At 71.4% G+C, this 19,438-nt stretch carries 24 protein-coding genes and 1 pseudogene; 13 read left to right on the top strand and 12 right to left on the bottom strand.

Annotated elements, in window-relative coordinates:
• Nucleotides 1–27: 27 nt before the first annotated feature.
• The 3 genes and pseudogenes from ACT2CW_RS35750 to ACT2CW_RS35740 all read right to left on the bottom strand — a co-directional run bounded on the left by ACT2CW_RS35750 (nucleotide 28) and on the right by ACT2CW_RS35740 (nucleotide 1,872).
• A complete protein-coding gene (locus ACT2CW_RS35750) occupies nucleotides 28–795 on the bottom strand; it encodes an SDR family NAD(P)-dependent oxidoreductase (RefSeq protein ID WP_445519546.1) in 768 nt (255 codons plus the stop codon).
• Nucleotides 796–956: 161 nt separating this feature from the next.
• Nucleotides 957–1,462, bottom strand: a pseudogene (locus ACT2CW_RS35745) (SDR family NAD(P)-dependent oxidoreductase).
• A gap of 146 nt (nucleotides 1,463–1,608) precedes the next feature.
• Nucleotides 1,609–1,872: an Atu4866 domain-containing protein gene (locus ACT2CW_RS35740; RefSeq protein ID WP_182467980.1), complete on the bottom strand. Its 264-nt coding sequence runs from the start codon at nucleotides 1,870–1,872 to the stop codon at nucleotides 1,609–1,611.
• A gap of 139 nt (nucleotides 1,873–2,011) precedes the next feature.
• On the opposite strand from ACT2CW_RS35740, the gene ACT2CW_RS35735 reads away from it, so the two are divergent.
• A complete protein-coding gene (locus ACT2CW_RS35735; RefSeq protein ID WP_445519545.1) occupies nucleotides 2,012–2,893 on the top strand; it encodes a helix-turn-helix transcriptional regulator in 882 nt (293 codons plus the stop codon).
• Between the two features lie 84 nt (nucleotides 2,894–2,977).
• Nucleotides 2,978–3,277: a serine hydrolase gene (locus ACT2CW_RS35730; RefSeq protein ID WP_445519544.1), complete on the top strand. Its 300-nt coding sequence runs from the start codon at nucleotides 2,978–2,980 to the stop codon at nucleotides 3,275–3,277.
• A 17-nt stretch (nucleotides 3,278–3,294) separates the two neighbouring features.
• On the opposite strand, the gene ACT2CW_RS35725 is transcribed toward ACT2CW_RS35730, so the two are convergent.
• The 3 genes from ACT2CW_RS35725 to ACT2CW_RS35715 form a co-directional block, all read right to left on the bottom strand.
• Nucleotides 3,295–3,969: a hypothetical protein gene (locus ACT2CW_RS35725; protein ID WP_445519543.1), complete on the bottom strand. Its 675-nt coding sequence runs from the start codon at nucleotides 3,967–3,969 to the stop codon at nucleotides 3,295–3,297.
• 50 nt (nucleotides 3,970–4,019) lie between these two features.
• The gene (locus ACT2CW_RS35720; protein ID WP_445519542.1) at nucleotides 4,020–4,349 is read right to left on the bottom strand and encodes a hypothetical protein; all 330 of its coding nucleotides are present in this window, start codon (nucleotides 4,347–4,349) and stop codon (nucleotides 4,020–4,022) included.
• 298 nt (nucleotides 4,350–4,647) lie between these two features.
• Entirely contained in the window at nucleotides 4,648–5,253 is a 606-nt protein-coding gene (locus ACT2CW_RS35715) for a hypothetical protein (protein WP_445519541.1), read from the bottom strand.
• Between the two features lie 396 nt (nucleotides 5,254–5,649).
• Here ACT2CW_RS35715 and ACT2CW_RS35710 point away from each other — a divergent pair, with 396 nt between their 5' ends.
• The 4 genes from ACT2CW_RS35710 to ACT2CW_RS35695 all read left to right on the top strand — a co-directional run bounded on the left by ACT2CW_RS35710 (nucleotide 5,650) and on the right by ACT2CW_RS35695 (nucleotide 9,032).
• Entirely contained in the window at nucleotides 5,650–6,795 is a 1,146-nt protein-coding gene (locus ACT2CW_RS35710) for a cytochrome P450 (protein WP_445519540.1), read from the top strand.
• A 7-nt stretch (nucleotides 6,796–6,802) separates the two neighbouring features.
• The gene (locus ACT2CW_RS35705) at nucleotides 6,803–6,997 is read left to right on the top strand and encodes a hypothetical protein (RefSeq protein WP_445519539.1); all 195 of its coding nucleotides are present in this window, start codon (nucleotides 6,803–6,805) and stop codon (nucleotides 6,995–6,997) included.
• 2 nt (nucleotides 6,998–6,999) lie between these two features.
• Nucleotides 7,000–7,749 carry a TauD/TfdA family dioxygenase gene (locus tag ACT2CW_RS35700; RefSeq protein ID WP_445519538.1) on the top strand — a complete coding sequence of 250 codons (750 nt, stop codon included), beginning with the start codon at nucleotides 7,000–7,002 and terminating at the stop codon, nucleotides 7,747–7,749.
• A 152-nt stretch (nucleotides 7,750–7,901) separates the two neighbouring features.
• Nucleotides 7,902–9,032 (top strand): hypothetical protein, encoded by a 1,131-nt coding sequence (locus ACT2CW_RS35695; RefSeq protein ID WP_445519537.1) that lies wholly within the window; start codon nucleotides 7,902–7,904, stop codon nucleotides 9,030–9,032.
• Nucleotides 9,033–9,326: 294 nt separating this feature from the next.
• Here ACT2CW_RS35695 and ACT2CW_RS35690 read toward each other — a convergent pair whose 3' ends face one another.
• A complete protein-coding gene (locus ACT2CW_RS35690) occupies nucleotides 9,327–9,938 on the bottom strand; it encodes a TetR/AcrR family transcriptional regulator (RefSeq protein WP_164433654.1) in 612 nt (203 codons plus the stop codon).
• Between the two features lie 54 nt (nucleotides 9,939–9,992).
• On the opposite strand from ACT2CW_RS35690, the gene ACT2CW_RS35685 reads away from it, so the two are divergent.
• Complete coding sequence (locus tag ACT2CW_RS35685) at nucleotides 9,993–10,406, top strand: VOC family protein (protein ID WP_445519536.1); 414 nt, start codon at nucleotides 9,993–9,995, stop codon at nucleotides 10,404–10,406.
• A gap of 33 nt (nucleotides 10,407–10,439) precedes the next feature.
• Here ACT2CW_RS35685 and ACT2CW_RS35680 read toward each other — a convergent pair whose 3' ends face one another.
• Nucleotides 10,440–11,372: a LysR family transcriptional regulator gene (locus ACT2CW_RS35680; protein WP_445519535.1), complete on the bottom strand. Its 933-nt coding sequence runs from the start codon at nucleotides 11,370–11,372 to the stop codon at nucleotides 10,440–10,442.
• A 70-nt stretch (nucleotides 11,373–11,442) separates the two neighbouring features.
• Between ACT2CW_RS35680 and ACT2CW_RS35675 the strand changes: the two genes are divergently transcribed.
• Nucleotides 11,443–12,330 (top strand): SDR family NAD(P)-dependent oxidoreductase, encoded by an 888-nt coding sequence (locus ACT2CW_RS35675; protein WP_445519534.1) that lies wholly within the window; start codon nucleotides 11,443–11,445, stop codon nucleotides 12,328–12,330.
• A gap of 83 nt (nucleotides 12,331–12,413) precedes the next feature.
• Complete coding sequence (locus ACT2CW_RS35670) at nucleotides 12,414–13,343, top strand: SDR family NAD(P)-dependent oxidoreductase (RefSeq protein ID WP_445519533.1); 930 nt, start codon at nucleotides 12,414–12,416, stop codon at nucleotides 13,341–13,343.
• Here the strand turns inward: ACT2CW_RS35670 and ACT2CW_RS35665 are convergent.
• On the bottom strand, nucleotides 13,327–13,680 hold the full coding sequence (locus ACT2CW_RS35665) for an EthD domain-containing protein (protein ID WP_445519532.1): 354 nt from the start codon (nucleotides 13,678–13,680) through the stop codon (nucleotides 13,327–13,329). The two genes, ACT2CW_RS35670 and ACT2CW_RS35665, sit on opposite strands and share 17 nt — an antisense overlap.
• A gap of 11 nt (nucleotides 13,681–13,691) precedes the next feature.
• Between ACT2CW_RS35665 and ACT2CW_RS35660 the strand changes: the two genes are divergently transcribed.
• Complete coding sequence (locus ACT2CW_RS35660) at nucleotides 13,692–14,150, top strand: TetR-like C-terminal domain-containing protein (protein ID WP_445519531.1); 459 nt, start codon at nucleotides 13,692–13,694, stop codon at nucleotides 14,148–14,150.
• Nucleotides 14,140–14,532: a winged helix-turn-helix transcriptional regulator gene (locus tag ACT2CW_RS35655; protein ID WP_445519530.1), complete on the top strand. Its 393-nt coding sequence runs from the start codon at nucleotides 14,140–14,142 to the stop codon at nucleotides 14,530–14,532. The genes ACT2CW_RS35660 and ACT2CW_RS35655 overlap by 11 nt, the downstream gene beginning before the upstream one ends.
• 9 nt (nucleotides 14,533–14,541) lie before the next feature.
• On the opposite strand, the gene ACT2CW_RS35650 is transcribed toward ACT2CW_RS35655, so the two are convergent.
• Nucleotides 14,542–14,802, bottom strand: coding sequence for a nuclear transport factor 2 family protein (locus ACT2CW_RS35650; RefSeq protein WP_445519529.1), 261 nt, complete (start codon nucleotides 14,800–14,802; stop codon nucleotides 14,542–14,544).
• A gap of 31 nt (nucleotides 14,803–14,833) precedes the next feature.
• Entirely contained in the window at nucleotides 14,834–15,166 is a 333-nt protein-coding gene (locus tag ACT2CW_RS35645) for a transposase (protein ID WP_445519528.1), read from the bottom strand.
• Nucleotides 15,167–16,107: 941 nt separating this feature from the next.
• Between ACT2CW_RS35645 and ACT2CW_RS35640 the strand changes: the two genes are divergently transcribed.
• Together ACT2CW_RS35640 and ACT2CW_RS35635 are read left to right on the top strand one after the other, a co-directional pair.
• Nucleotides 16,108–17,034: an arginase family protein gene (locus ACT2CW_RS35640; protein ID WP_445519527.1), complete on the top strand. Its 927-nt coding sequence runs from the start codon at nucleotides 16,108–16,110 to the stop codon at nucleotides 17,032–17,034.
• A complete protein-coding gene (locus tag ACT2CW_RS35635) occupies nucleotides 17,031–18,491 on the top strand; it encodes a sodium:solute symporter family transporter (RefSeq protein WP_182468007.1) in 1,461 nt (486 codons plus the stop codon). Before ACT2CW_RS35640 ends, ACT2CW_RS35635 begins: the two co-directional genes overlap by 4 nt.
• Here ACT2CW_RS35635 and ACT2CW_RS35630 read toward each other — a convergent pair.
• Nucleotides 18,461–19,357 (bottom strand): PucR family transcriptional regulator, encoded by an 897-nt coding sequence (locus ACT2CW_RS35630; RefSeq protein WP_445519526.1) that lies wholly within the window; start codon nucleotides 19,355–19,357, stop codon nucleotides 18,461–18,463. The two genes, ACT2CW_RS35635 and ACT2CW_RS35630, sit on opposite strands and share 31 nt — an antisense overlap.
• Between the last annotated feature and the right edge of the window lie 81 nt (nucleotides 19,358–19,438).

Genomic DNA, 19,438 nt, shown 5'->3' with positions numbered 1-19,438 from the left:
GAGCAACGGCTGATCGGCCCCGTCACGTCAGACGGCGGTAAAGCCGCCGTCTGCGGGTACCACGGCTCCGGTGATGAAGCTGGAGCGTGGTGAGGCGAGGAAGCAGAGAACCTCGGCGATCTCTTCAGGCTGGGCGACTCGGCCCAGGGGCTGGGCGTCGGCGAACGATGCCAGGTAGGCGCGGCTGTCGGGGCGGATCGTGTCGAGGAAGTCGGTCTCGATGACGCCTGCGGCGACAAGGTTGGCGCGGATGCCCCATGGTCCGCCTTCGACGGCGAGCACCTTGGTCAGTTGGGCCAGGGCGCCCTTGGACGCGCTGTAGGCGGCGCCTTCGGGCAGGGCGACCGTGCTGGCGTAGGACCCGGTGCTGACGATGCTCCCGCCGCCCCGGCTCTGCATCGTTCGGAAGGCTTCTCGGGCGCAGAGGAAGGATCCGCGGGCGTTGACGGCCATCACGGTGTCCCAGTCTTCGGCGGTGGTTTCGGTGACGGGTTTGTTCAGGGTGCGTCCGGCGTTGTTCACCAGGATGTCCAGTCCTCCGAAGGTGTCCAGCGCCGAGCGGACCGCGTGGACGGCGGTTTCCTCCCGCGTGATGTCGCCCCGCATCGCGAGTACGCCGGGGAATTCGTCCCCCAGGGTCGTGACGTCGGGACGCAGGTCGACGGCGACGACGCGGGCGCCGCGGGCATGGAGCAGTGCCACGGTCTCCTTGCCCACGCCGCGCGCGGCCCCTGTGACCAGGGCGGTCTTCCCGGCGAACTCGGATGCTTCGGCAGACGCGGCGGTGGGCGTCATGATGAGGTCCTCTCGTAAAGATCGGGGTCGCGCGCAGTTTCCCGCGCGGCTGTCTGGGCTGCTGTACGGTCACGCACTCACGAGGCAGACGGCACAGGAGATGAGCGCGCTTGCCGGGCGTGCGCACGGGTGGCGCCGTGGACGCCCGGCGGGCGGGTTGTTCAGTGTGCGGTGAGGCCGCCGTCGACGACGAGTTCCGAGCCGGTGACGAAGGAGGAGTCGTCGCCGGCGAGGAAGAGGATCGCGGGGGCGACCTCATCGGCGCGGCCGGCTGCACCGCGCCCTTCGACGCCTGGTAGGCCGCGGCCGCGCCGCTGCCCACCAGGCCGAGCACGGACGAGGTGTTGATCACCGACGCGTTGCCGCTCGCTCGCAGCAGCGGCATCGCCGCCTTCATACCGAGCCAGGTGCCTTTCTGGTTCACGTCGATCACGCGGTCCCACACCTCCTCCCGCTCCCGGGCGGAGGAGACGTCGAGGAGGGCGGTCGCCACCTCCGCGCCACCCGCCTCGATGCGCCGCGCCAGCTTCTGGAGGGGTTCCTGGGCTACATCGGTGATCACCAGCCGGGCGCCCTCCTGGGCGAAGAGTCCGGCGGTCGCCGCACCGATCCCCCCGGTCGCGCCCGTGATCAGGGCCACCTTGCCCTCAAGACGTCGTCCGGTCATGAATACGGTCCTTCCCCGTGCGTTTGATACGTCTGTCAGCGACTGCTGCCTGCCTCGGCAGTCGGTCCGCTCCCACGAGGAGTCGGTCTCCCCGACCGGAGCAGCTGCTGCCCGAACCCCGTTGTCCCGCTACGCTCGCCGCCCCGCTACGACGACCTCTGCTCCCGGTGGAGCACGAGGTGTTCGTGGTAGAGCACTCCGTCGCGGATGTCCCCTGTGGCGGTGAACCCGGTGTCGTCGACGTAGTCCAGGTGACTACCGGTGACCGTGTAACGGCCGGTGTACGCACTGGCCCGCTCGCCGCGAGCCTCGTCGTAACGGCCGTCCGGCAGCAGCTCCTGCCGAATGTGCCCGTCCTCGGTCACCCACATACCGACCACATCCACGTGGCCGTCCTCGATCGCGGCCATGGCGGCCCCCTCTCCTCGAACGGTGCGGTCCCTCCCGCTCCACCGAGTCTGCGCAGGTCAGCGGCGACCAACCAGGACGCATGCTGCCTGGGTGCACCACACCCAGGCAGCACGGCGGCGCGCCGCCTAGCCTGAAGACATGGACGACAACCGCATGGGGGACTTCCTGCGCGCACGCCGCGCCGCCCTGCGCCCGCACGACGTCGGAATGCCGAGCCACGGGACCCGCAGAGTCGCCGGGCTGCGCCGCGAGGAGGTCGCCGTCCTGGCCGGAGTGAACGCCGACTACTACACCCGCCTGGAACAGGGCCGCGAACGCAACCCCTCGCCCCAGGTGATCGACGCTCTCAGTCATGCGCTGCACCTCGACGAGGACGCCAGGGCGCACCTGTACCGGCTGGCCGGGGCCACGCCCGGCGACCGACTCTCGCCTCACTCCACCGGGCGGGTCAGCCCCGCCCTGCGACAGCTGATGGACGGCTACCCCAACACCCCGGCGTTCGTCATGAACCGGACCCTCGACCTCCTCGCGGTCAACGCGCTGGCCCAGGCCCTCTACTCGGCGTTCACCCCGGCGGACAACCTCGCCCGCATGACCTTCCTCGACCCCGCCGGCCCCACCTTCTACACGGACTGGAACCGGGCGGCACAAGCCACCGTCGCCAACCTCCGCGAGGCGACCGGCTTCGAACCGGACAACCCGCGGCTGCGCGAACTCGTCGGCACCCTCACCGAGCACAGCGCGGACTTCGCGCGCCTGTGGCAGTCCCATACCGTGCGAGGCAAGACGCAGGACGCCAAACACTTCCTGCACCCGGACGTCGGTCCGCTCACGCTCACCTACCAGGCGTTCGACGTACGCGAGGCACCCGGCCAGCAGCTCGTCATCTACCACGCCGAACCGGGCAGCCCCAGCGCCCACTCCCTCCACCTGCTCGGCTCCCTCCACGCCACCCGGCGCCAAGACCGCCCCCAGCACACAGCTGATCAGCCAACACAACCCGGAGACCCACACCGATAGTGCGACTCCGCCTCAGCGCGTTTCATAGGTGGTCGCACTCGGCCCGGCGGGGGCCGGAACCGCGGCCACGATGGCGTCACGGGCGTGTCGGTCACCCTGGAAACGCCCCGGGGAGTGCGAACAGCCCGCAGCGGGGTCGGTGACCTCAGCACCGGACGGCCGGTGCCTCGGAACGCGTATGTGCGGATCAGCAGCACCACGAAGACGTTCGTGGCGACCGTGCTGCTCCAACTCGTCGGCCGTGCGTCCATTGCGGCTCACGCGCACGCTCACCCCCGGCAACTGGCCCTTCCTGCCCGGCCCGCACGCCCGCGATTACCAGCAGTTCGAGCCCGGCGGTGCCATGGCCGACACCACATTCGCCTATCTGCCCTTCGACGGTGACGCCGACGGGTCGATGATCAGCACGGCGCATGACACCAAGCGCCATCACCGTTTCCCTGCACAGCCCGACCGGGCGATGAGGACACCGCCGTGCGACAGATCCGGGCGGTCGCCGACCTCGTCGACCACGTTCTGTGTTCTTCGCGTGAGGAGGGGACCCCGTAGCATCCGGATGGTCTGGTGCCGGCTGAAGCGACGACCCGCGATCCGCCCACCCGACATCGTCTCGGACAGCAGGGAAATGCTTCGCGCCGCGCCCGGCGGGGCCGGCGAGTGCAACGTGCGGCGGCGCGCTGGGGGGCGGAGCCGCGCCACCACAAGAAGCACACCATCCGGTAGGTGGACCACCGCGTCGCGGCCTCGTCCGCGGGCAGCGGCCGTACCCGGTCCAGAAGGCGCCCCTCGCCGTCCAGTCCGTGGGCGGCCAGGCCGGGCTCCTCGGCGTACACCCGCACCCCGGCGTCCAGCAGCCGCCGCACGTCACCGCGCGGGTCGGTGAGCGTGTCGACCACTCGGTTGCGGAGCCGTAGCGGGGGCACGTGGGCGTCGCGCGCCGCGTACGTCACGGCCTGGCCGCGCAGCAGGATGTCGATCCCGCCGAGCTGGCGGTGCAGTTCGAGCGCCAGGTACAGGGCGTCCACGAACTGCTTCTCCACGGCGCCGCGGTAGGCGCGTTCCACGATGGCCAGCAACCTGAGGCCGCTCCGGTGCGGCCGAGGGCGGGTCGGAGGGCTTGTGCATCTCAGATCACCCCGACCATCAACGTCTTGCCGGTCGCGGCGCTGTTCACGGCGAACCCGGAGGGCCGTCGCAGGACGACCTCGGGCACATGGTCGTGGACGCCCCGGTCCTCGCTACAGAACTGGCAGCCGTACCAGTAGAGCTGGTCGGGGAAGGCCGCGAGCATGTCCTGCACGAGCGTGGCGGTCGATGGATAGGAGGTGGTCCAGGCGGCGACATTGCGCTGTTTGGCCGCGCCGAGCGCCTGCCGGGTGAGATGGGTGGCGTAGCCGCATGTCCACACCTGCACCCGGCCACCGCGCTCCAGCATCGCCTGGAGCAGCCGCAGCACGGCCGCCGGCCCCGATGAAGGCCTCCAGGTCGGGTGAGCGGCCCGGGACGGCCAGGGCCACGGCGTCCTGGATGAGGAACAGCACCACCGGATGGCCGAGCCGTGCCTGGGTCACCGCGTCACACCGGACCGTGGGTTCCGCTCATGTTCTATGCCTCCTGGGCGTTGTGGGGCGCCGCGCTGGCGGGCGCGGCCTGGCAGTACCACCGCACCACCGCGGGCTGCTCCGCCTGTGCGCGGTCGTGAGGTCTCCGGCCCGGCCGGGGGCAACGGCCGGGCCGGACACGCTCGCGGGGTGTCAGGTGAGCAGCACGGACAGCTTCAGCGGGGTGCGGGAGAGGCGCAGCCCGATCTCCTCGACCGGCGGCGTGGCCGGGTCGTTGACGTACCGCACACCCGCCACGAGCGCCGCCGGGGCCACCTCGGCCAGCACCGCGAGGCCGAAGCAGCTCGGCACCAGCACCAGCGGCCGCGGCACCCGCGAACCCCCGACGGCCGGGACCCAGCGCGGGAACACCCGGCCCCAGGGCCGTACCAGCGCCAGCGACAGAAGCGATCCGGCGAGGGCGGGCACCACCGGCAGCCAGCCGCCCGGGACGGCGTGGATCACTTCGGGCCGGGTGATACCGATGTCGCTGCCGCACTCCCAGGCCAGCTTCACCACCGGGTACGGCAGGAACAGCGCGCACGCCGCGTAACCACTCCACGCCAGGGCCCGCGAGGCGGCCCCGCGCGGCCGCCGCCCGCACCGCGGACAGGCCCGCGCTCCCTCCCGCGCCTGCCAACGGGCGGCCGACAGCGTCAGCGCGGCCGAGCCGAGGGCGAGGCAGCGGGCCGCCACCCGGCCCGCGTCCACTTCGGCGGCGTCCGGGTCCGCCGTTCCGGCCGTACGGCGGAGGGCCACGGTCAGCGCGTCGAACAGGAGGTGACTCCCGCCTTGAACCAGCCCTGCGGCCGCGCCACGCGCCGCCAGCTCCGCGGCCCCGCGCGTCCGGTGCCGGGCCGGCGGTACGGCCGTGAGCGCCGCCAGCGCCAGGCCAGCCGCGGCGGAGGCGCCCTTCAGCAGCCGCTCGCCGGGGAACGGCTCTCGCGCACGGCGGCGGGCGAGAGCGGTCGCGGCGAACGTGGCGGCGCACCCCGCGATCGCCCACGCCAGGCAGCCGCCCCGGCCCGCCCCCGTCGTCGTGTTGACGTCATGTCAGCTCTCCCGTCCATCCACTCGCCGCTGCCGAACACACGGTACGAACGCGCTCGCGCGACAGGGCAGTCGGCTTCCAAGAATCGAGAATCGGCAGACCTCATGTCCCAGACCACCGACCCGCTGCTCATCACCGCACCACCCGACCTGTCCGACCCCCGCCGCTACACCGAGGACGGCATCGAGGAGGTGTGGCGGCGGCTACTGGACGCCGACCCGGCGTCCAACGCGGCCGCGGCCGGGAAGATGCTCATCGTCACCGACCCACCCCGGCACGGCGGCATCCGCCGCGTCATCAACTCCGCGTTCACCCCCCGCATGGTGGAGCGGCTCACCGACACCATCCGGCAGACCGCCGTCGAGGTCATCGAGACCGCGCTCGACCAGGGCGACGCCGACTTCGCGCAGGTCGCCGCGCGCCTTCCGGTCTCGGTCATCTCCGACATGCTCGGCGTGCCGCGAGCCGACTGGGACTTCATGCTCAAGCTCACCATGATCGCCTTCGGGGCGGACGAGAACGCCGACACCGACCCCCAGCGGATCGCCGAGGCGCACACCGAACTCCTCGTCTACTACGACAACCTGCTGGCCCGGCGGCGGCGCGACCCGCAGGAGGACATCGTCAGCGCCCTCGCCCACGGCACCGTCGACGGTGCGCCCCTGACGGACGAGGAGATCCTGCTCAACTGCAACGGGCTCATCTCCGGTGGCAACGAGACCACCCGCCACGCCACCATCGGCGGGCTGCTGGCACTCCTCCGGGCGCCCGACCAGTGGGCCCGGCTCCGCGCCGAGCCCGGGCTCCTGCCGTCCGCCGTCCAGGAGATCCTGCGCTTCACCAGCCCCGCACTGCACGTGCTGCGCACCGCGCGGCGCGAGGTGGACCTCGGCGGCCACCGGATCCGGACCGGCGACCAGGTGGCGGTGTGGCTGCCCGCGGCCAACCGTGACGAGGCGGTGTTCGCCGATCCCGACCGCTTCGACATCGCCCGTACCCCCAACCGCCACCTCACCTTCGCCACCGGCACGCACTTCTGCCTCGGCTCCGCGCTCGCCACCAGCGAACTGACCATCTTCTTCGAGGAGTTCCTGGCCCGGGTGGGTCAGGTCGCGCCGCGCGGCGCGCCGCGGCGCATGCAGTCCAACCTCATCTGGGGCTTCACCTCGCTGCCCGTGACCCTCACCCGCCGCGCGACCCCGCCGCGCCGGCCTGTGCCGGCGTCACAGGTCGGCCCCGAGGACCTCTAGGAGAGACATGACCACTGTGAACCTGTCCGCCGCGGAGCGCCGGGAGACGGGCGCGCTGGCGGCCGAACTGGCCGCCACCGCTCCCGGCCTCATCGACGATCCGCACTGGGTGGCCGAGGCCCGGAGAATGTCCTGCCGTCTTCCATTGCGGCTGCGGGAGGCCACCCGCCTCTATCGCCACGACCCCGGCCGGGCATTCTGACCGTGCGCAACCTGCCGGTGGACGAAGCGGAGCTGCCCCTGACTCCCACCGTGCCCGAGTCGGTAGAGCGCACCGCCACCCTGCCCGCCGCCGTCGCCGTGCTGGTCACCCTGCAAATCGGTGAGATAGCGGCGTACCGGGACGAGAAGTCCGGTGCGCTCGTCCAGAACGTCGTGCCCGTGCCCGGCCGCGAGGAGTCACAGAGCAACGCCGGCTCCACCCCGCTGGAGCTGCACGTGGAGAACGCGTTCCATCCGCACTGCCCCGACTACGTCGGCCTGCTCTGTCTGCGCAACGACCACCCCCTGAACGCGGACACGCTGGTGTCGTCGATCCGCACCGCCCTGGGGCTGCTGAGCCCCGGGACGCTGCGCGTCCTGCGGGAGGAGCGCTTCACCACCGCCGCGCCGCCGTCCTTCCGCAGCGGCGGCCCCGGCCCCGCGCACGCGGTGCTCAGGGGGGACCCCGACGATCCCGACGTGAAGGTGGACTTCCACGCGACGACCGCCAACGACGACGAGGCAAAGGTGGCGGTGGAGGCGCTGCGGGGCGCGTTCCTCCAAGCCGCGCGGACGCTGGTCCTGCGGCCGGGGGAGATGGCCGTCGTGGACAACCGCATCGCCATCCACGGGCGCACCGCGTACCAACCCAAGTACGACGGCTACGACCGGTGGCCGCACCGCACCTTCATCCATCTGGACCACCGCCGCACCCGGGCCCACCGGGCCGGCAACGGAAACATCCTGTTCTGATCCGCACGGCCCGCGGGGCGGGGCGGAGTGTCAGCCGCGAGGCTCATCCGCCCTCCCCCGCGCGGCGGAGGCGGTGCGGCCCCCGGGATGGATGCGCCCGCCGCCCCCACGGGACAGCCTTGAATGTCGGCACCGCGAAACCGGAGGTCACGGTGACTGTTCCCGTGCGAACCCCGGCCCGCCCAGACCCCGGGCTGCCGTCCCCCGAGCCCGGGTGGCGGGTGTGGCCGCGGCAGTGGCCCCGGTGGGCGCCCTATGCCACCGCGGTGTGGGGCGTGGTGTACGCCGCCGTCCAGACGGTCTGGGCCGCGACGGGCACCACCGTGCCCTGGTCACCGCATGTGGCCTACGCACCCGGCGTCCAGCTCGCGCTGGCCGTCCTCGCATTGCTGGCCGCCGGGGCCTGCCTGGCCACCCCCTGGCCGTTGGCCCGGCGCCGCCGGGTGGCGGTGGCGGCGGTGCTGGCCGTGGCGATCCCCGTCTTCGCGATGGGCATGGCGAGCCTGCCCGCGTACGTCGTCACCTTGGCGGCGCTGTCGGGTGTGGAGAGCGCCACCGGCTTCGCCCATGTCCTGCTGAACACCGTGGGCCTGGCCCTGCTGCTGGTCGGCGTCTCCCACCGGCGGCGGCTGCGGAACCGGTGCCCGCGGTGCGGGGCCGGACACCCCGGCGACGGCAGCGGACCGCTGGTCCACCCGCCCGCCTCCGTGGCGTCCCGGCGGACCCGGATCCAGGTGTACCTGCTGATGTGCGGGCTTCTGCCGTGGGCGGTCGTCAAGACCATCTGGACACTCGGCGGCGACGCGCTGAGCGTCACGGCGGAGAAGTGGCGCGAGGAGAACGCGGGCGGCTCGGGCGCGGCCAAGGCGCTCGCCTCAGTGGGCATCGACGTCACCGTCCTGGCCGCGCTGGCCGGGATCTTCCTGCTGCGGGGGCTGATGTACCCCTGGGGCCAGGTCTTCCCACGCTGGACACCCCTCCTCACCGGGCGGCGGGTGCCCCGGCTCCTGCCACTCCTCCCGGCGTGGCTGTCAGCCATCGGCCTGTCGGTGTACGGCGTCGTCCTCGTGATCTACGCCCCGCTCAGCGCCGCCGGTGCGCTGCCGCGGATCGAACCGGACGGGACGTTCACCTCCAGCGCGGGAATCACCTGGATGGTGCTCTTCGGCGGACTGGCCTTCGGCGGACTGGGCTTCGCACTGATCACCGCGGCCCGCTCGTACGCCGCCCGCACCCGCCCGGTCTGCGCGAACGCCGCCACGGACGCGATGCCTGGGAAGTGATGGCGTACGCCCGGACCACCATCCGTCGGACACCCGAATCCGCCCTGTCGCCGCGGCGAGCTGGCGTCCCGTCATTTGACACCGCGGGCCCACGGACTAGCGGTGTGCGAGGCCGTCGAAGCTGGGCGCTCTACATGGCCGATGGGGCCAACTGAAGCGCTCAGTCACACGTGTGCGGTGGAGAGCCGGATGACGTAGCCGCGCCCCGACTACCCCACCGGGTTGGCCTACGCTGGAGTCGTGTGGGATCTCAACGGCCGTGAGGCTGCGCGCCAGGGTTCGCCTCTCAGGCGATCACGAGCCGGCGTCTTGTCGCGTGATTGCCCGGGCCGTGCGGGCGGCCTTCTCCTCGGTGTCCGAGAGGACCGCGCTTCCCGCACCGAACAAGCCCTGCCGCAGGAAAACGGCCAGGCCGTGCGCGGCAGCGGCGATCCTGAGCAGCAGGTCGAACGCGGCGTCCGGGGTTGAGGCGAGCTGTCGGACCACCGGCAGCAGGAGGCGGGCCACCTCGTCGCCCGCCGTGGCCAGTTCGGCGAACCTGGACTTGTCGAGTCCCGTGTTGAAGGTCACATCGAACAGAGCAGGTTCCTCGGCGGCGAATCTGACGTATGCCGCCGCGAAAGACGCCAGTTGTTCAGCGGGGTCCTCGATGCCGTTCACGGCCGCGGCGAAGCGATTCCGCTGCTCGCGGTAGCCCTGTGTGGCGAGTTCCGCCAGCAGTGCGTCCCGGTCGGCGAAGTGCTTGTACGGCGCCGCGACGCTCACTCCGGCCCGGCGGCTCGCTTCGGCCAGGGTGAAGCCGTGCGGACCTCGCTCGCCGACCAGCTCCAAGGATGCCCGCAGGAGGGAGTTGCGCAGGTCGCCGTGGTGGTGGCCAACGGGACGTCGGGGAACGGGAGGGGCCATGCCGGTAGGTTAACATCGCTTACCAGGTGAATGGCATTAACCATGGGAGTCGTCATGTCTGTTGCTCGTTTTCACCACGTCAGCCTCTCGGTCGCGGACCTTGCCGCGCAGGAAGCCTGGTACGCCGACGCGTTCGGGCTCACGCAGGTGGAAGAGCGCCTGGAGATGCCCGAGGCGGGAGTCCGTACCGTCGTTCTGAGCGATACGGCGGGCCTGCGGGTGGAGTTCGTCGAGCGGTCCGGCTCGCGCCCCGTCTCGCACACCGACGCTTTTGCCGCCACCGCCGTGCAGACCTTCACCCACCTGGCACTTCAAGTCCCGGACCTCGACGGCGCGTTCGCCCGCCTGACGCAGGACTGCGGCGCCGCTGCGGTGTCGCACCCTGCGCCCGGCGCCAGTGAAGGCATGCGCTACGCGTACGTCGCCGACCCGGAGGGCAATCTGCTGGAGCTGATCGAGACGTCATGAGCAGTGCGGGTCCGGGCCGGCGCAACACCGCACTCATGCGGAGGGATGGGGCGCGTGGACGTCGAGGGCCGTCGCGCGGAGGACAGCGGCCACACGTGTCACGGCCTGGGTCGGCGGGGCGGGCAGGCGGGCCAGGAGCAGGCGCCGCTGTTCTTGCGGGCCGCCGCGGACGGACAGGACACGCACTCCAGGGGGTGCGGCGGAGACGAGCGAGACGGGGAGGGTTGTCAGTCCGAACCCTGCGGCGACGAGGTGGAGTTTGGCCAGCCAGTCGCGGGCGGTGTGGGCGATCTCCGGGCGCTCGTCCAGGCCGGGCCACACGCCCATCAAGCGGTCCTCCCCTGATGACGACCCGGCGATCCAGCGCTGCCCCCGCAGATCGGTCACGTCCACGTATGTGCCGCGGGCAAGGGGGTGCGTGGCGGGCACCGCGAGACACAGGGGGCGTTCGGTGAGTGTCTCAAGGGCCAGTGGGGGCGACTCGGTGTCCGGCGCGCGGAACGGTGGCGCTGAGGCGAGCAGGGCCAGATCCAGGCTGCCCGCCCGCAGGGCGCGGACCAGTGCCGGGGTGCCGCCCTCGCGGCCGACGACGTCGAGTCCGGGGTCGCTTTCGCGCAGTGCGGCAAGGGCTCGGGGCAGCAGCACGGCACCGGCGCTGGGCACCCAGCCCAGACGGACCGTCCCGGTCTGCTCCGGCAGGCCCGACAGTTCCCTGGCGGTCGCGGCGATCTCGTCGAGCACGACCGTCGCGCGGCGCATGACGACGCGGCCGGCGGGCGTGAGCCGGGCCCCGTCGCGCCGCCGCTCCAGCAGTTCCGTGCCTGCCGCGCGCTCGATCGCGGCGATCTGCCGGGAGACGGCGGACTGGGTGTAGCCGAGCGACGCCGCGGCCGCGGTGAAGGTTCCCTGTTCGGCCACGGCCCGCAGGACGCGCAACGCAGTCAATGACACATCAGTGAAGTCCATGATGTTTACGCATGCTATCTGTTCCAAACTTTCGTTGGACTCATGGTTGGCGGGTTTCTAGCGTGGACGCATGACCACTTCACGCATCGCCCTCGTCACGGGCGCCAACCAGGGGCTCGGCCGGGCCTTCGCAGAGGGGCTGGCGGCCCGCATGGATCCGCAGGACCTGGTCCTGCTCACCGGTCGCAGTCAGCGGCGTGTGACAGATGCCGCCACGGAAGTCGCTCAGCTGTCCGCCACCCGTGCCCGGGTCGAGGGCCGGGTCCTGGATGTCACGGACTCCGACGCCATCGCCCGTCTCGCCGAGGACCTGCGGGTCCGCCACGGAGGGGTGGACGTCGTCATCTCCAACGCGGTCGCCCGACTGCTTCCCGAGGAGTCGCAGTCGGAGCGGGCCGATGAGTTCATCGACGTCTCCAACACCGCCACGCACGCGATGCTGCGCTCCTTCGGCCCGGCGCTGCGTCCGGGTGGCCGCCTGCTCGTCGTGGCCAGCAGCCTGGGCACGCTCGGCCACCTCGACGGTCGGCTGCACCACTTGTTCGACGGCGCGAGCCTGGACCAGGTCGAGTACGCCGTGGAGTCGTGGCGCAGCGCCATCCACCACAAGACCGCGCAGGAGGCCGGCTGGCCGCTGTGGCTGAACGTGCCCTCGAAGGTGGCCCAGGTCGCCGCCGTTCGCGCCGTCGCCGCCGAACGCCGCGCCCGGGACCTGGCGGATGACACGCTCGTCGCCGCCGTCTGCCCCGGCATGGTCGACACGGCGACCTCACGCCCGTGGTTCAGCGACTACAGCCAGGCCCAGTCACCCGCCCGGGCCGCTGAGGCCGTCCTCGATCTGGTCTTCGCCGAGCACGTCGACCCCACGCTCTACGGCGAACTGGTGCGCTTCGGCAAGGTCCTGCCCTGGCACGACGGCACGCCCCCGGTCGAGCAGGACGCGACGCTCATCCCCTGACCGCACCGGACCCCACCGGCCGCCGCTCGTCCGCAGCACCCGTGGCCACTTCGACATCCAGCCTTTCAGCAAGGAGCCCCCTCATGAGTGCCCTCACCACCCCGTTCGGTTTCGCCAGCACCGCAGGCGAGGTCGTGTCAGGTATCGATCTCTCCGGCCGCCGCGCGGTCGTCACCGGCGCCTCCTCCGGCATCGGGGCGGAGACGGCCCGCGCCCTGGCGGCCACCGGTGCGGCCGTCACCCTCGCCGTGCGGGACGTGGCGGCGGGCGAACGCGTCGCCAAGGACATCACCGGATCGACCGGCAACCAGGACGTGCGGGCCGTGTATCTCGACCTGACCGATCCCGCGTCCATCGCGGCCTTCACGGCCGCCTGGCAGGGCCCGCTGCACGTCCTGGTGAACAACGCGGGCGTCATGGCCTGCCCCGAGCAGTACACGGGGCAGGGCTGGGAGTGGCAGTTCGCCACCAACCACCTCGGCCATTTCGCCCTGGCCACCGGCCTGCACGGCGCGCTGGCCGCCGACGGCAACGCCCGTGTCGTGGTGGTGAGTTCCACCGGCCACCAGCAGTCACCGATCGTGTGGGACGACGTCAACTTCGCCTTCCGCCCCTATGACCCGTGGCTCGCCTACGGGCAGTCCAAGACGGCCAACGTCCTGTTCGCGGTGGAGGCGACCCGCCGCTGGGCCGACGACAACATCACCGCCAACGCCCTGATGCCGGGCGCCATCTACACGAACCTGCAACGGCACACCGGCGGCCGGGGCAGCGGCCGCGTCCCCGCCGAGCTGATCAAGACCGTGGAACAGGGCGCCGCCACGTCAGCACTCCTGGCCACCTCGCCGTTGCTCGAAGGCGTCGGCGGCCGCTACTTCGTCGACTGCAACGAAACCGAGATCGTCGAGCGACGCTCCGGCTCGCTGCACGGCGTGGCCCGCTACGCCGTCGACCCGGCGGGCGCGCGGCGCCTGTGGGACCTGTCGCAGGACCTGATCACAGGCGCCGCGTGATCGGGACGCGTCCCGGCTGGACCAGCTGCACCTGCCGGTCCAGGACCGCCGAATGGATACCGGTGGACGCCTCCCGCATATAGGCCCCGCGTAGCTCGTGTGCCCGCTGGTACTCCGTTGTCGCGAGCGCCTCGCGCATCGCGGACTGCGAGTCGAAGCTGATCCGCACGATGGCGTCGATGGGCTCTTCCACGCCGTCGCTCACCGCGTCGGTGAGGTAGTACTGCACGTACTCCCTCACCTGGGGCAGTGCCGCGTAGGTCGGTCCGTATTCGTGCTCCATGAAGCGGCGGAAGTCCTCCGTGGAGACCTCGGGCCGCTTTCGGATCACCGTCATGAGCGTGAGCATTGCCGGAGGCAGACCTGCGCTCCGCCGTGCTCGACGCCGAGTACACCTCCTTGATCAGCGCGGTCGGAGCGGCACTGGACGGTGCGCCCGACGGCGCCGACCGGCTGGTCGTCGCGGGCGACGCGTACATCACTTGGGCCCTGGAACACCCCGGCGCCTACCAGCTGCTGTTCGAGAGCGATGACGAGCTCCCGGCGACCCGCGCCGAACACGGGCCGCGCCTTCAGCGGCGCATCGTGGAACTCGCCCACCGCGTCGATCCGCAGGCCCCGTTCGCCGCGGCGCTCCTGCTGTGGTCGGCCTGGCACGGTGTCGTCTCCCTGCGCCTGCACAAGACCGAGTGGGACTGGGACATGACACCCCACGAGGCCAACCGGCGACTGGTGGCCGCCCTCACCACTCGCCACTCCTCACAGAAATCCTCTGCCGAGAACGGTTCCCAGCACCATGAGCCCTGACTCCCACCCCGCCAACTCACCGGCCTCGGTGTGCTCCATCAGCCGGGTCGAGCACGCCCTGGGAATCCTGCGAGGCCGATGGAAACTGCTGATCATCCATCACCTCTTCGTCCGCCGGCCGCGCCGCTTCTCCGACCTCGAGCGGGCCATCCCGGACGTGACGCAGAAGATGCTCATCCAGCAGCTGCGCGCGCTGGAGAGCGACGGCGTCGTGCGCCGCATCGTCGACGACGAGGTGCCGCCTCATGTGGAGTACGAACTGACCCCGGCCGGCGCAGATGTGGCGACGGCGCTCTACGCCCTGCACGACTGGGCGGAACTGTCGGGCAACACCGCCCCTTCCCGGGCGGGCGAGGATCCCGCTTCCGGCGAGGCGGGCTGATGCGCCCCGTCACACCGTGGGGAAGGTGTCCATCCAGATGATCTCCAAGGCGCGGTGGATGATGCGCCATCCCTCCGGACGCCGCTCCAGCCGGTCGACGAAGAAGCCCGTCTGGATGAGATTCCAGCCCTGTCCGTCGGCGCCGCCCTTGTGAGTGTGCAGGTGCTGGGTACGGGCCACGGCGCGGTCGCCATCGATGTCGACGGTGGAGAACCCCTGGAAATGCTGCCACTTGAGCAGTCCGCTCATGGATCCGTCGGGTGCGCGCATCACATCGACGAGGTCCTTACTGAGGTTTTCGTTAGTTCTGTGGTGAGTGGTTATGAATTGTCAGTCCCGTGTGGGTGAGGAAGGACCATGGGAGATGTTTGTCGGAGCAGACCCGGTGGATGCCTCGTTCGGTGGCATCGGCGACGTCGGCGAGGTGGTCGCCGGTGAGGTTGGCCAGCTCACGTGTTTTGATCGCCGACCACAGCAGTTCCACTGGGTTCAACTCAGGTGCATAGGCGGGCAGCCGTTCCAGCGTCAGCCAGTCCTGTCCGGCCACCCAGGCTCGCATGTCCCGGCTCCAGTGCGCGGACAGCCCGTCCCACACCAGCACCACCGGCTCACCCGCATAGGAAGCGGTCACCATCTCGCGCGGCCCGACCGGCCCCGGGCAGGTACCCGAACAGCACCTCGCCACAGCGCTCCGGCAAAAGGGGCGTTGTACAGGCCAGTACCTCGCGAGCAGGGCCCCGGACACCCCGTCCGAGGCGACCCGGCGCGGCTGTCAGGAGGCGGCCGGCTCGTGCCCGGGCAGAGCCTGTCCCGACGGCGTTCGACGCCGAAGGTGCAGGACATCGTCAACATCGTGTGCAGCCCCGTGATGTCCGCCTTCGATGCCGAGAGCAGGGACAGGTCTCCATTCCCGACGTGCCCCCCAGGGCCGCTCCCCGGCATCGAGCCCGACGCCCTCCACACCTCGATGGAGATACCGCTGCCGCCCGGCAGCGCCCTGCTTCTCTCCACCGACGAGCTGGTCGAGACCCCGGGATCGACATCGACGTCTCACTCGCGGAGCCGGCCGACCAACCGCGCCGGACAGCGGCGTCACCACCGAACGTCATAGCCGACACGCTGCTCCACCAGGCACCGGCCTCCGCCGGCACCGACAACGTGGCGCTGCTGCTCATCCGCCGCCAGGACTGCCGCCCATAGCTCGACAGGTGCGGCTTCGGACAACGTGATGACACAGAAGTGCCGATGGGACGAGGTGACGTTCGCCGCTGACCGGGTCGCGAATTCCCCACTGCGCAGCGGGTGGCAGTAGTGGGCGCGGATCCGGCCCAACGACGCCACAGCACGAGGTGGTCCGAGTCCCGGGCCCGGACCGGCCCGTCTGTGCGCCCGGGACGGGGCGCGTGTCCATCGCCGGACGGGCCAGTGGACAACCCGCACGTTCGACATCCGGGCCGGGGGTGCGGGCTGGGCGGGTCCTGAACGATGGGCGGCCAACCGACGAACCGCGCTCGATGGCACTCGCGATAGGGCGAAGCAGCGCAGGCCGCATGCCACGGGCGCGTGAGGAGCCAGATGAACGCCCGCGCCCTGCCCCGGACCAGCCGCCGTTTCACGCTGCTCGGCGCCCCCTTCGACGGCGCCGCCACCCTCGGCTGGCCCGGCAGCCGCTACGCCCCGGACCGCATCCGTGCCGCGATGCGGTGGATCCTCCAGCGCCGCGAGGAAGGGCAGATCTACTGCCTCGACCACGCCGCGCTGCACCCCTTCCCCGATGACCTGCTCACCGACGGCGGCGATGTGCACACCGTCGCCCATGACCTGGAGGCCACCCTCGCCGGCGCCGCCGCCGGTGTGCGCGACACGCTCGCCGCCGGGCATACGCCCCTGCTGCTCGGTGGCGACGACAGCCTGCTCTACCCGACGGCCCGCGGCCTCGCGGAGTCGACCGCGGGAACCGTCGCCGTGGTCCACCTCGACGCCCACCTCGATCTGCTCGACCGCAGCGAACAGCAAGGCGCCCACAGCCATTCGTCCGGTATGCGCAGGGCGAGCGAACTGCCGAACGTCGACCTCGCCGCCAGCGTGCAGCTCGCCTCCCGGCACTTCAACTTCCCCTCCTCGCGCTCCTTCCGCGAGAAGGCGGGCCTGCGCAACATCCCCGCGGCCGAGATCCACCGGCGCGGCACCGAGGTCATCGCCGCGGACGTGATCGCCCAGGTCGCCGCCGCGGACCGGGTGCTGCTGGCCTTCGACATCGACTGCGTCGACCCCGCGCACGCCCCCGGCGCGGGTGCGCACGAGCCCGGCGGGCTGACCTCATTCCAGGCACTCGACCTGGTGCAGCGCCTCGCCCCGTACGTCGACGCCCTCGTCCTCACCGAGGTCAACCCGCTCACCGACCTGCACGACCGGACCGCCAACCTGGCCGCCTATCTCGTGGCACACTTCGTCGTCCACGGCGGGTCGGCCGACGCGACTCCCGAAGGCGCACTCTCATGATCGACAAGCTCATCATCCTGCTGTACCTGCTCCTGATGGTCGGGGCCGGTTACATCGGCATGCGCCGGAGCCGGACCTCGGAGGACTTCACGGTGGCCGGCCGACGGCTCGGTCCCTTCATGTACACCTCGGCCATGAGCACCGTGGTGCTGGGCGCGGCGTCCACCGTCGGCGGCGTCAGCCTCGGATACCAGTACGGGATCTCCGGCATGGCGCTCGTGCTGTCTCTCGCGATCGGCATCGCCGCCATCGGCGTGCTCTTCGCGGGCAGGCTCTTCCGCAGCGGCGTCTACACGGTGCCGGACGCCATGAGCCGCCGCTTCGGCGGCCCATCGCGGGTCCTGAGCTCCGTCATCGTGGTCTTCTACACGCTCATGGTCGGTGTGGGCCAGATCATCGGCATCGGCACGGTACTGACCGTCGTCTTCGACATACCGCCCACGACGGCGGCGTTCGTCGGCTGGGCCACGATCATGCTGTACAGCGTCGCGGGCGGGATGTGGTCGATCACCCTCACCGACGTGGTGCAGTTCATGGTCAAGACGCTCGGCGTCTTCGCGGTGCTGCTGCCGCTCGTCGTCCACGAGGCGGGTGGCTTCTCGGCGATGCACGCCGAGCTGCCGGGAAGATTCTTCTCGCCGACCGGCATCGGCATGAGCACGATCGGCGCGTACTTCCTGCTGTTCTTCTTCGGCTTCATGATCGACCAGGGCAACTGGCAGCGGCTGCTGACCGCCCGCTCCGAGAGGGTCGCCCGCTGGGGCGCCATCGCCTCCGGCCTCTACTGCGCCCTGTACGGCCTGGCCGGCGCCCTCATCGGCACGGCGGGCCGAGTGCTGCTGCCCCACCTCGCCAACCCCGATGACGCCTACGCGCGTATCGCCTCGCTCGTCCTGCCGGTCGGCCTGTTCGGGCTGGTGATGGCGGCCGCCCTGGCCGCGTCCATGTCCACCGCCAGCGGCCTGCTGATCGGGGCGTCCACGGTGCTCACCAACGACGTGCTGCGGCCGCTGGGCGGGCGGCGGCTGAGCAGCGTGCGCGCCAACCGGATCACCCTGTTCGCCGTCGGCCTCGTCGCGCTGGCGGTGTCGTACGCCGTGGACAGCGTGGTGGGGGCCGTGACCGTGGCGGCGGATCTGCTGGCCGCGGCGCTGCTGGTGCCCGTCGTCGGGGCGTTGTTCTGGCGACGTTCGACGGCGGTCGCGGCGATTGGCGGGGTGCTGGCCGGCTCCACGGTATGCGTTGCCTTCATGGCGATCTCGGGACTGTACGCGAACGAACCCGTCATGTACGGCATGGCGGCGGCCCTCGCCGTCTTCGTGACGCTGAGCCTGGCCACCCGGCCCGACCCCGCTGTCGCTGGGCTGGCCTTCGAAGACCTGCCGGACTCCGCCGGAGTCCGCGACGCGGCCGGCGTCCCCGCCGCTCAGACCGTGCCATCCGCCCGGAGCGCGTGAGCTTGCAGGGCCAGGGCCAGTTCGAGGCGTACGTACGCGGAGTCCAGGTCGCGGCCCAGCACCCGGCCCACCACGCCGAGGCGGTGGTGCAGGGTGTGTCGGTGGATGCCGAGTTCCGCGGATGCCCGGGCCAGTGATCCGTTGTTGCCGAGGAAGGCGCGGACCGTGGCGATCAGCGGGACGCCACGGTCCTCCTCGGCACAGCGCAGCGGATCGATGACCCGGGCCACCAGGATCTCGGGAACCGACCGCTCCGCCGAGGCCAGCAGCAGTTCGATCGCGCCCAGTTCGCGGATGGAGGTGACGGCGCGGCCCTCCCGCAGGCCGATCGCCAGCGCCTGTCGGGCCTGGCGCAGCCCCTGCGCCAGGCTGCCGGTCGACACCGCCTCGCTCACCCCCGCGGGTCCGGGGCAGACCCGGTCGAGCGGCCCCGCGGGGTCCCGGAGCGCCGCCAGCACCTCGGCGGGGCGCGAGGTCAGCAGCACCGTCTCCCCGCGATCCGTCGACGTGGCCAGCACCGGGGGCTCGTAGTCGGTGAGGACGTCGTACATGCCCGCAGCGGGGGGTGTCCGGAGCACCATCACCGTGATGTCCTGCGGATCGAGCCCCCGCGAGGTGAGCAGCCGTGTGGCCGTTACGGGATCGGCACCCTCCTCGAGCATCTCGCGCACCGCCTCGGCGGCCGCCCGGTGGCCCTCGACCCGAGCCCGGCGCCGCTGCTCCACGTCGTAGGTGACGAGCGAGGCCGCGGCCGCCACGACCGTGTAGTCCGGGCGGGCGAAGGGCTGCTCACGCCACACCAGGAGCCGCCCCCGAGTGCCCCCTGCTCCCAGCGTGTGGCCGACGAGATGACCCAGGGAGTCCACGACGGAGAGCGACTGCCCGGAGACCGCGGTGGTGGGTTTCTTTTTTTCATCTTTCCCCCCCCCCTTCCCCCTCCCCCCCCC

It is taken from the genome of Streptomyces sp. NEAU-174, assembly GCF_052665095.1.
Note: the sequence above shows the minus strand (reverse complement) of the source record. Positions and strands in the feature narration are given on the sequence as shown.

What these genes read in the sequence shown, in the direction of transcription:
- ACT2CW_RS35750 (WP_445519546.1), bottom strand. Translation starts at nt 795, where the DNA reads ATGACGCCCACCGCCGCGTCTGCCGAAGCATCCGAGTTCGCCGGGAAG.
- ACT2CW_RS35740 (WP_182467980.1), bottom strand. Translation starts at nt 1,872, where the DNA reads ATGGCCGCGATCGAGGACGGCCACGTGGATGTGGTCGGTATGTGGGTG.
- ACT2CW_RS35735 (WP_445519545.1), top strand. Translation starts at nt 2,012, where the DNA reads ATGGACGACAACCGCATGGGGGACTTCCTGCGCGCACGCCGCGCCGCC.
- ACT2CW_RS35710 (WP_445519540.1), top strand. Translation starts at nt 5,650, where the DNA reads ATGTCCCAGACCACCGACCCGCTGCTCATCACCGCACCACCCGACCTG.
- ACT2CW_RS35705 (WP_445519539.1), top strand. Translation starts at nt 6,803, where the DNA reads ATGACCACTGTGAACCTGTCCGCCGCGGAGCGCCGGGAGACGGGCGCG.
- ACT2CW_RS35690 (WP_164433654.1), bottom strand. Translation starts at nt 9,938, where the DNA reads ATGGCCCCTCCCGTTCCCCGACGTCCCGTTGGCCACCACCACGGCGAC.
- ACT2CW_RS35685 (WP_445519536.1), top strand. Translation starts at nt 9,993, where the DNA reads ATGTCTGTTGCTCGTTTTCACCACGTCAGCCTCTCGGTCGCGGACCTT.
- ACT2CW_RS35680 (WP_445519535.1), bottom strand. Translation starts at nt 11,372, where the DNA reads ATGGACTTCACTGATGTGTCATTGACTGCGTTGCGCGTCCTGCGGGCC.
- ACT2CW_RS35675 (WP_445519534.1), top strand. Translation starts at nt 11,443, where the DNA reads ATGACCACTTCACGCATCGCCCTCGTCACGGGCGCCAACCAGGGGCTC.
- ACT2CW_RS35670 (WP_445519533.1), top strand. Translation starts at nt 12,414, where the DNA reads ATGAGTGCCCTCACCACCCCGTTCGGTTTCGCCAGCACCGCAGGCGAG.
- ACT2CW_RS35665 (WP_445519532.1), bottom strand. Translation starts at nt 13,680, where the DNA reads ATGACGGTGATCCGAAAGCGGCCCGAGGTCTCCACGGAGGACTTCCGC.
- ACT2CW_RS35655 (WP_445519530.1), top strand. Translation starts at nt 14,140, where the DNA reads ATGAGCCCTGACTCCCACCCCGCCAACTCACCGGCCTCGGTGTGCTCC.
- ACT2CW_RS35650 (WP_445519529.1), bottom strand. Translation starts at nt 14,802, where the DNA reads ATGCGCGCACCCGACGGATCCATGAGCGGACTGCTCAAGTGGCAGCAT.
- ACT2CW_RS35645 (WP_445519528.1), bottom strand. Translation starts at nt 15,166, where the DNA reads ATGGTGACCGCTTCCTATGCGGGTGAGCCGGTGGTGCTGGTGTGGGAC.
- ACT2CW_RS35640 (WP_445519527.1), top strand. Translation starts at nt 16,108, where the DNA reads ATGAACGCCCGCGCCCTGCCCCGGACCAGCCGCCGTTTCACGCTGCTC.
- ACT2CW_RS35635 (WP_182468007.1), top strand. Translation starts at nt 17,031, where the DNA reads ATGATCGACAAGCTCATCATCCTGCTGTACCTGCTCCTGATGGTCGGG.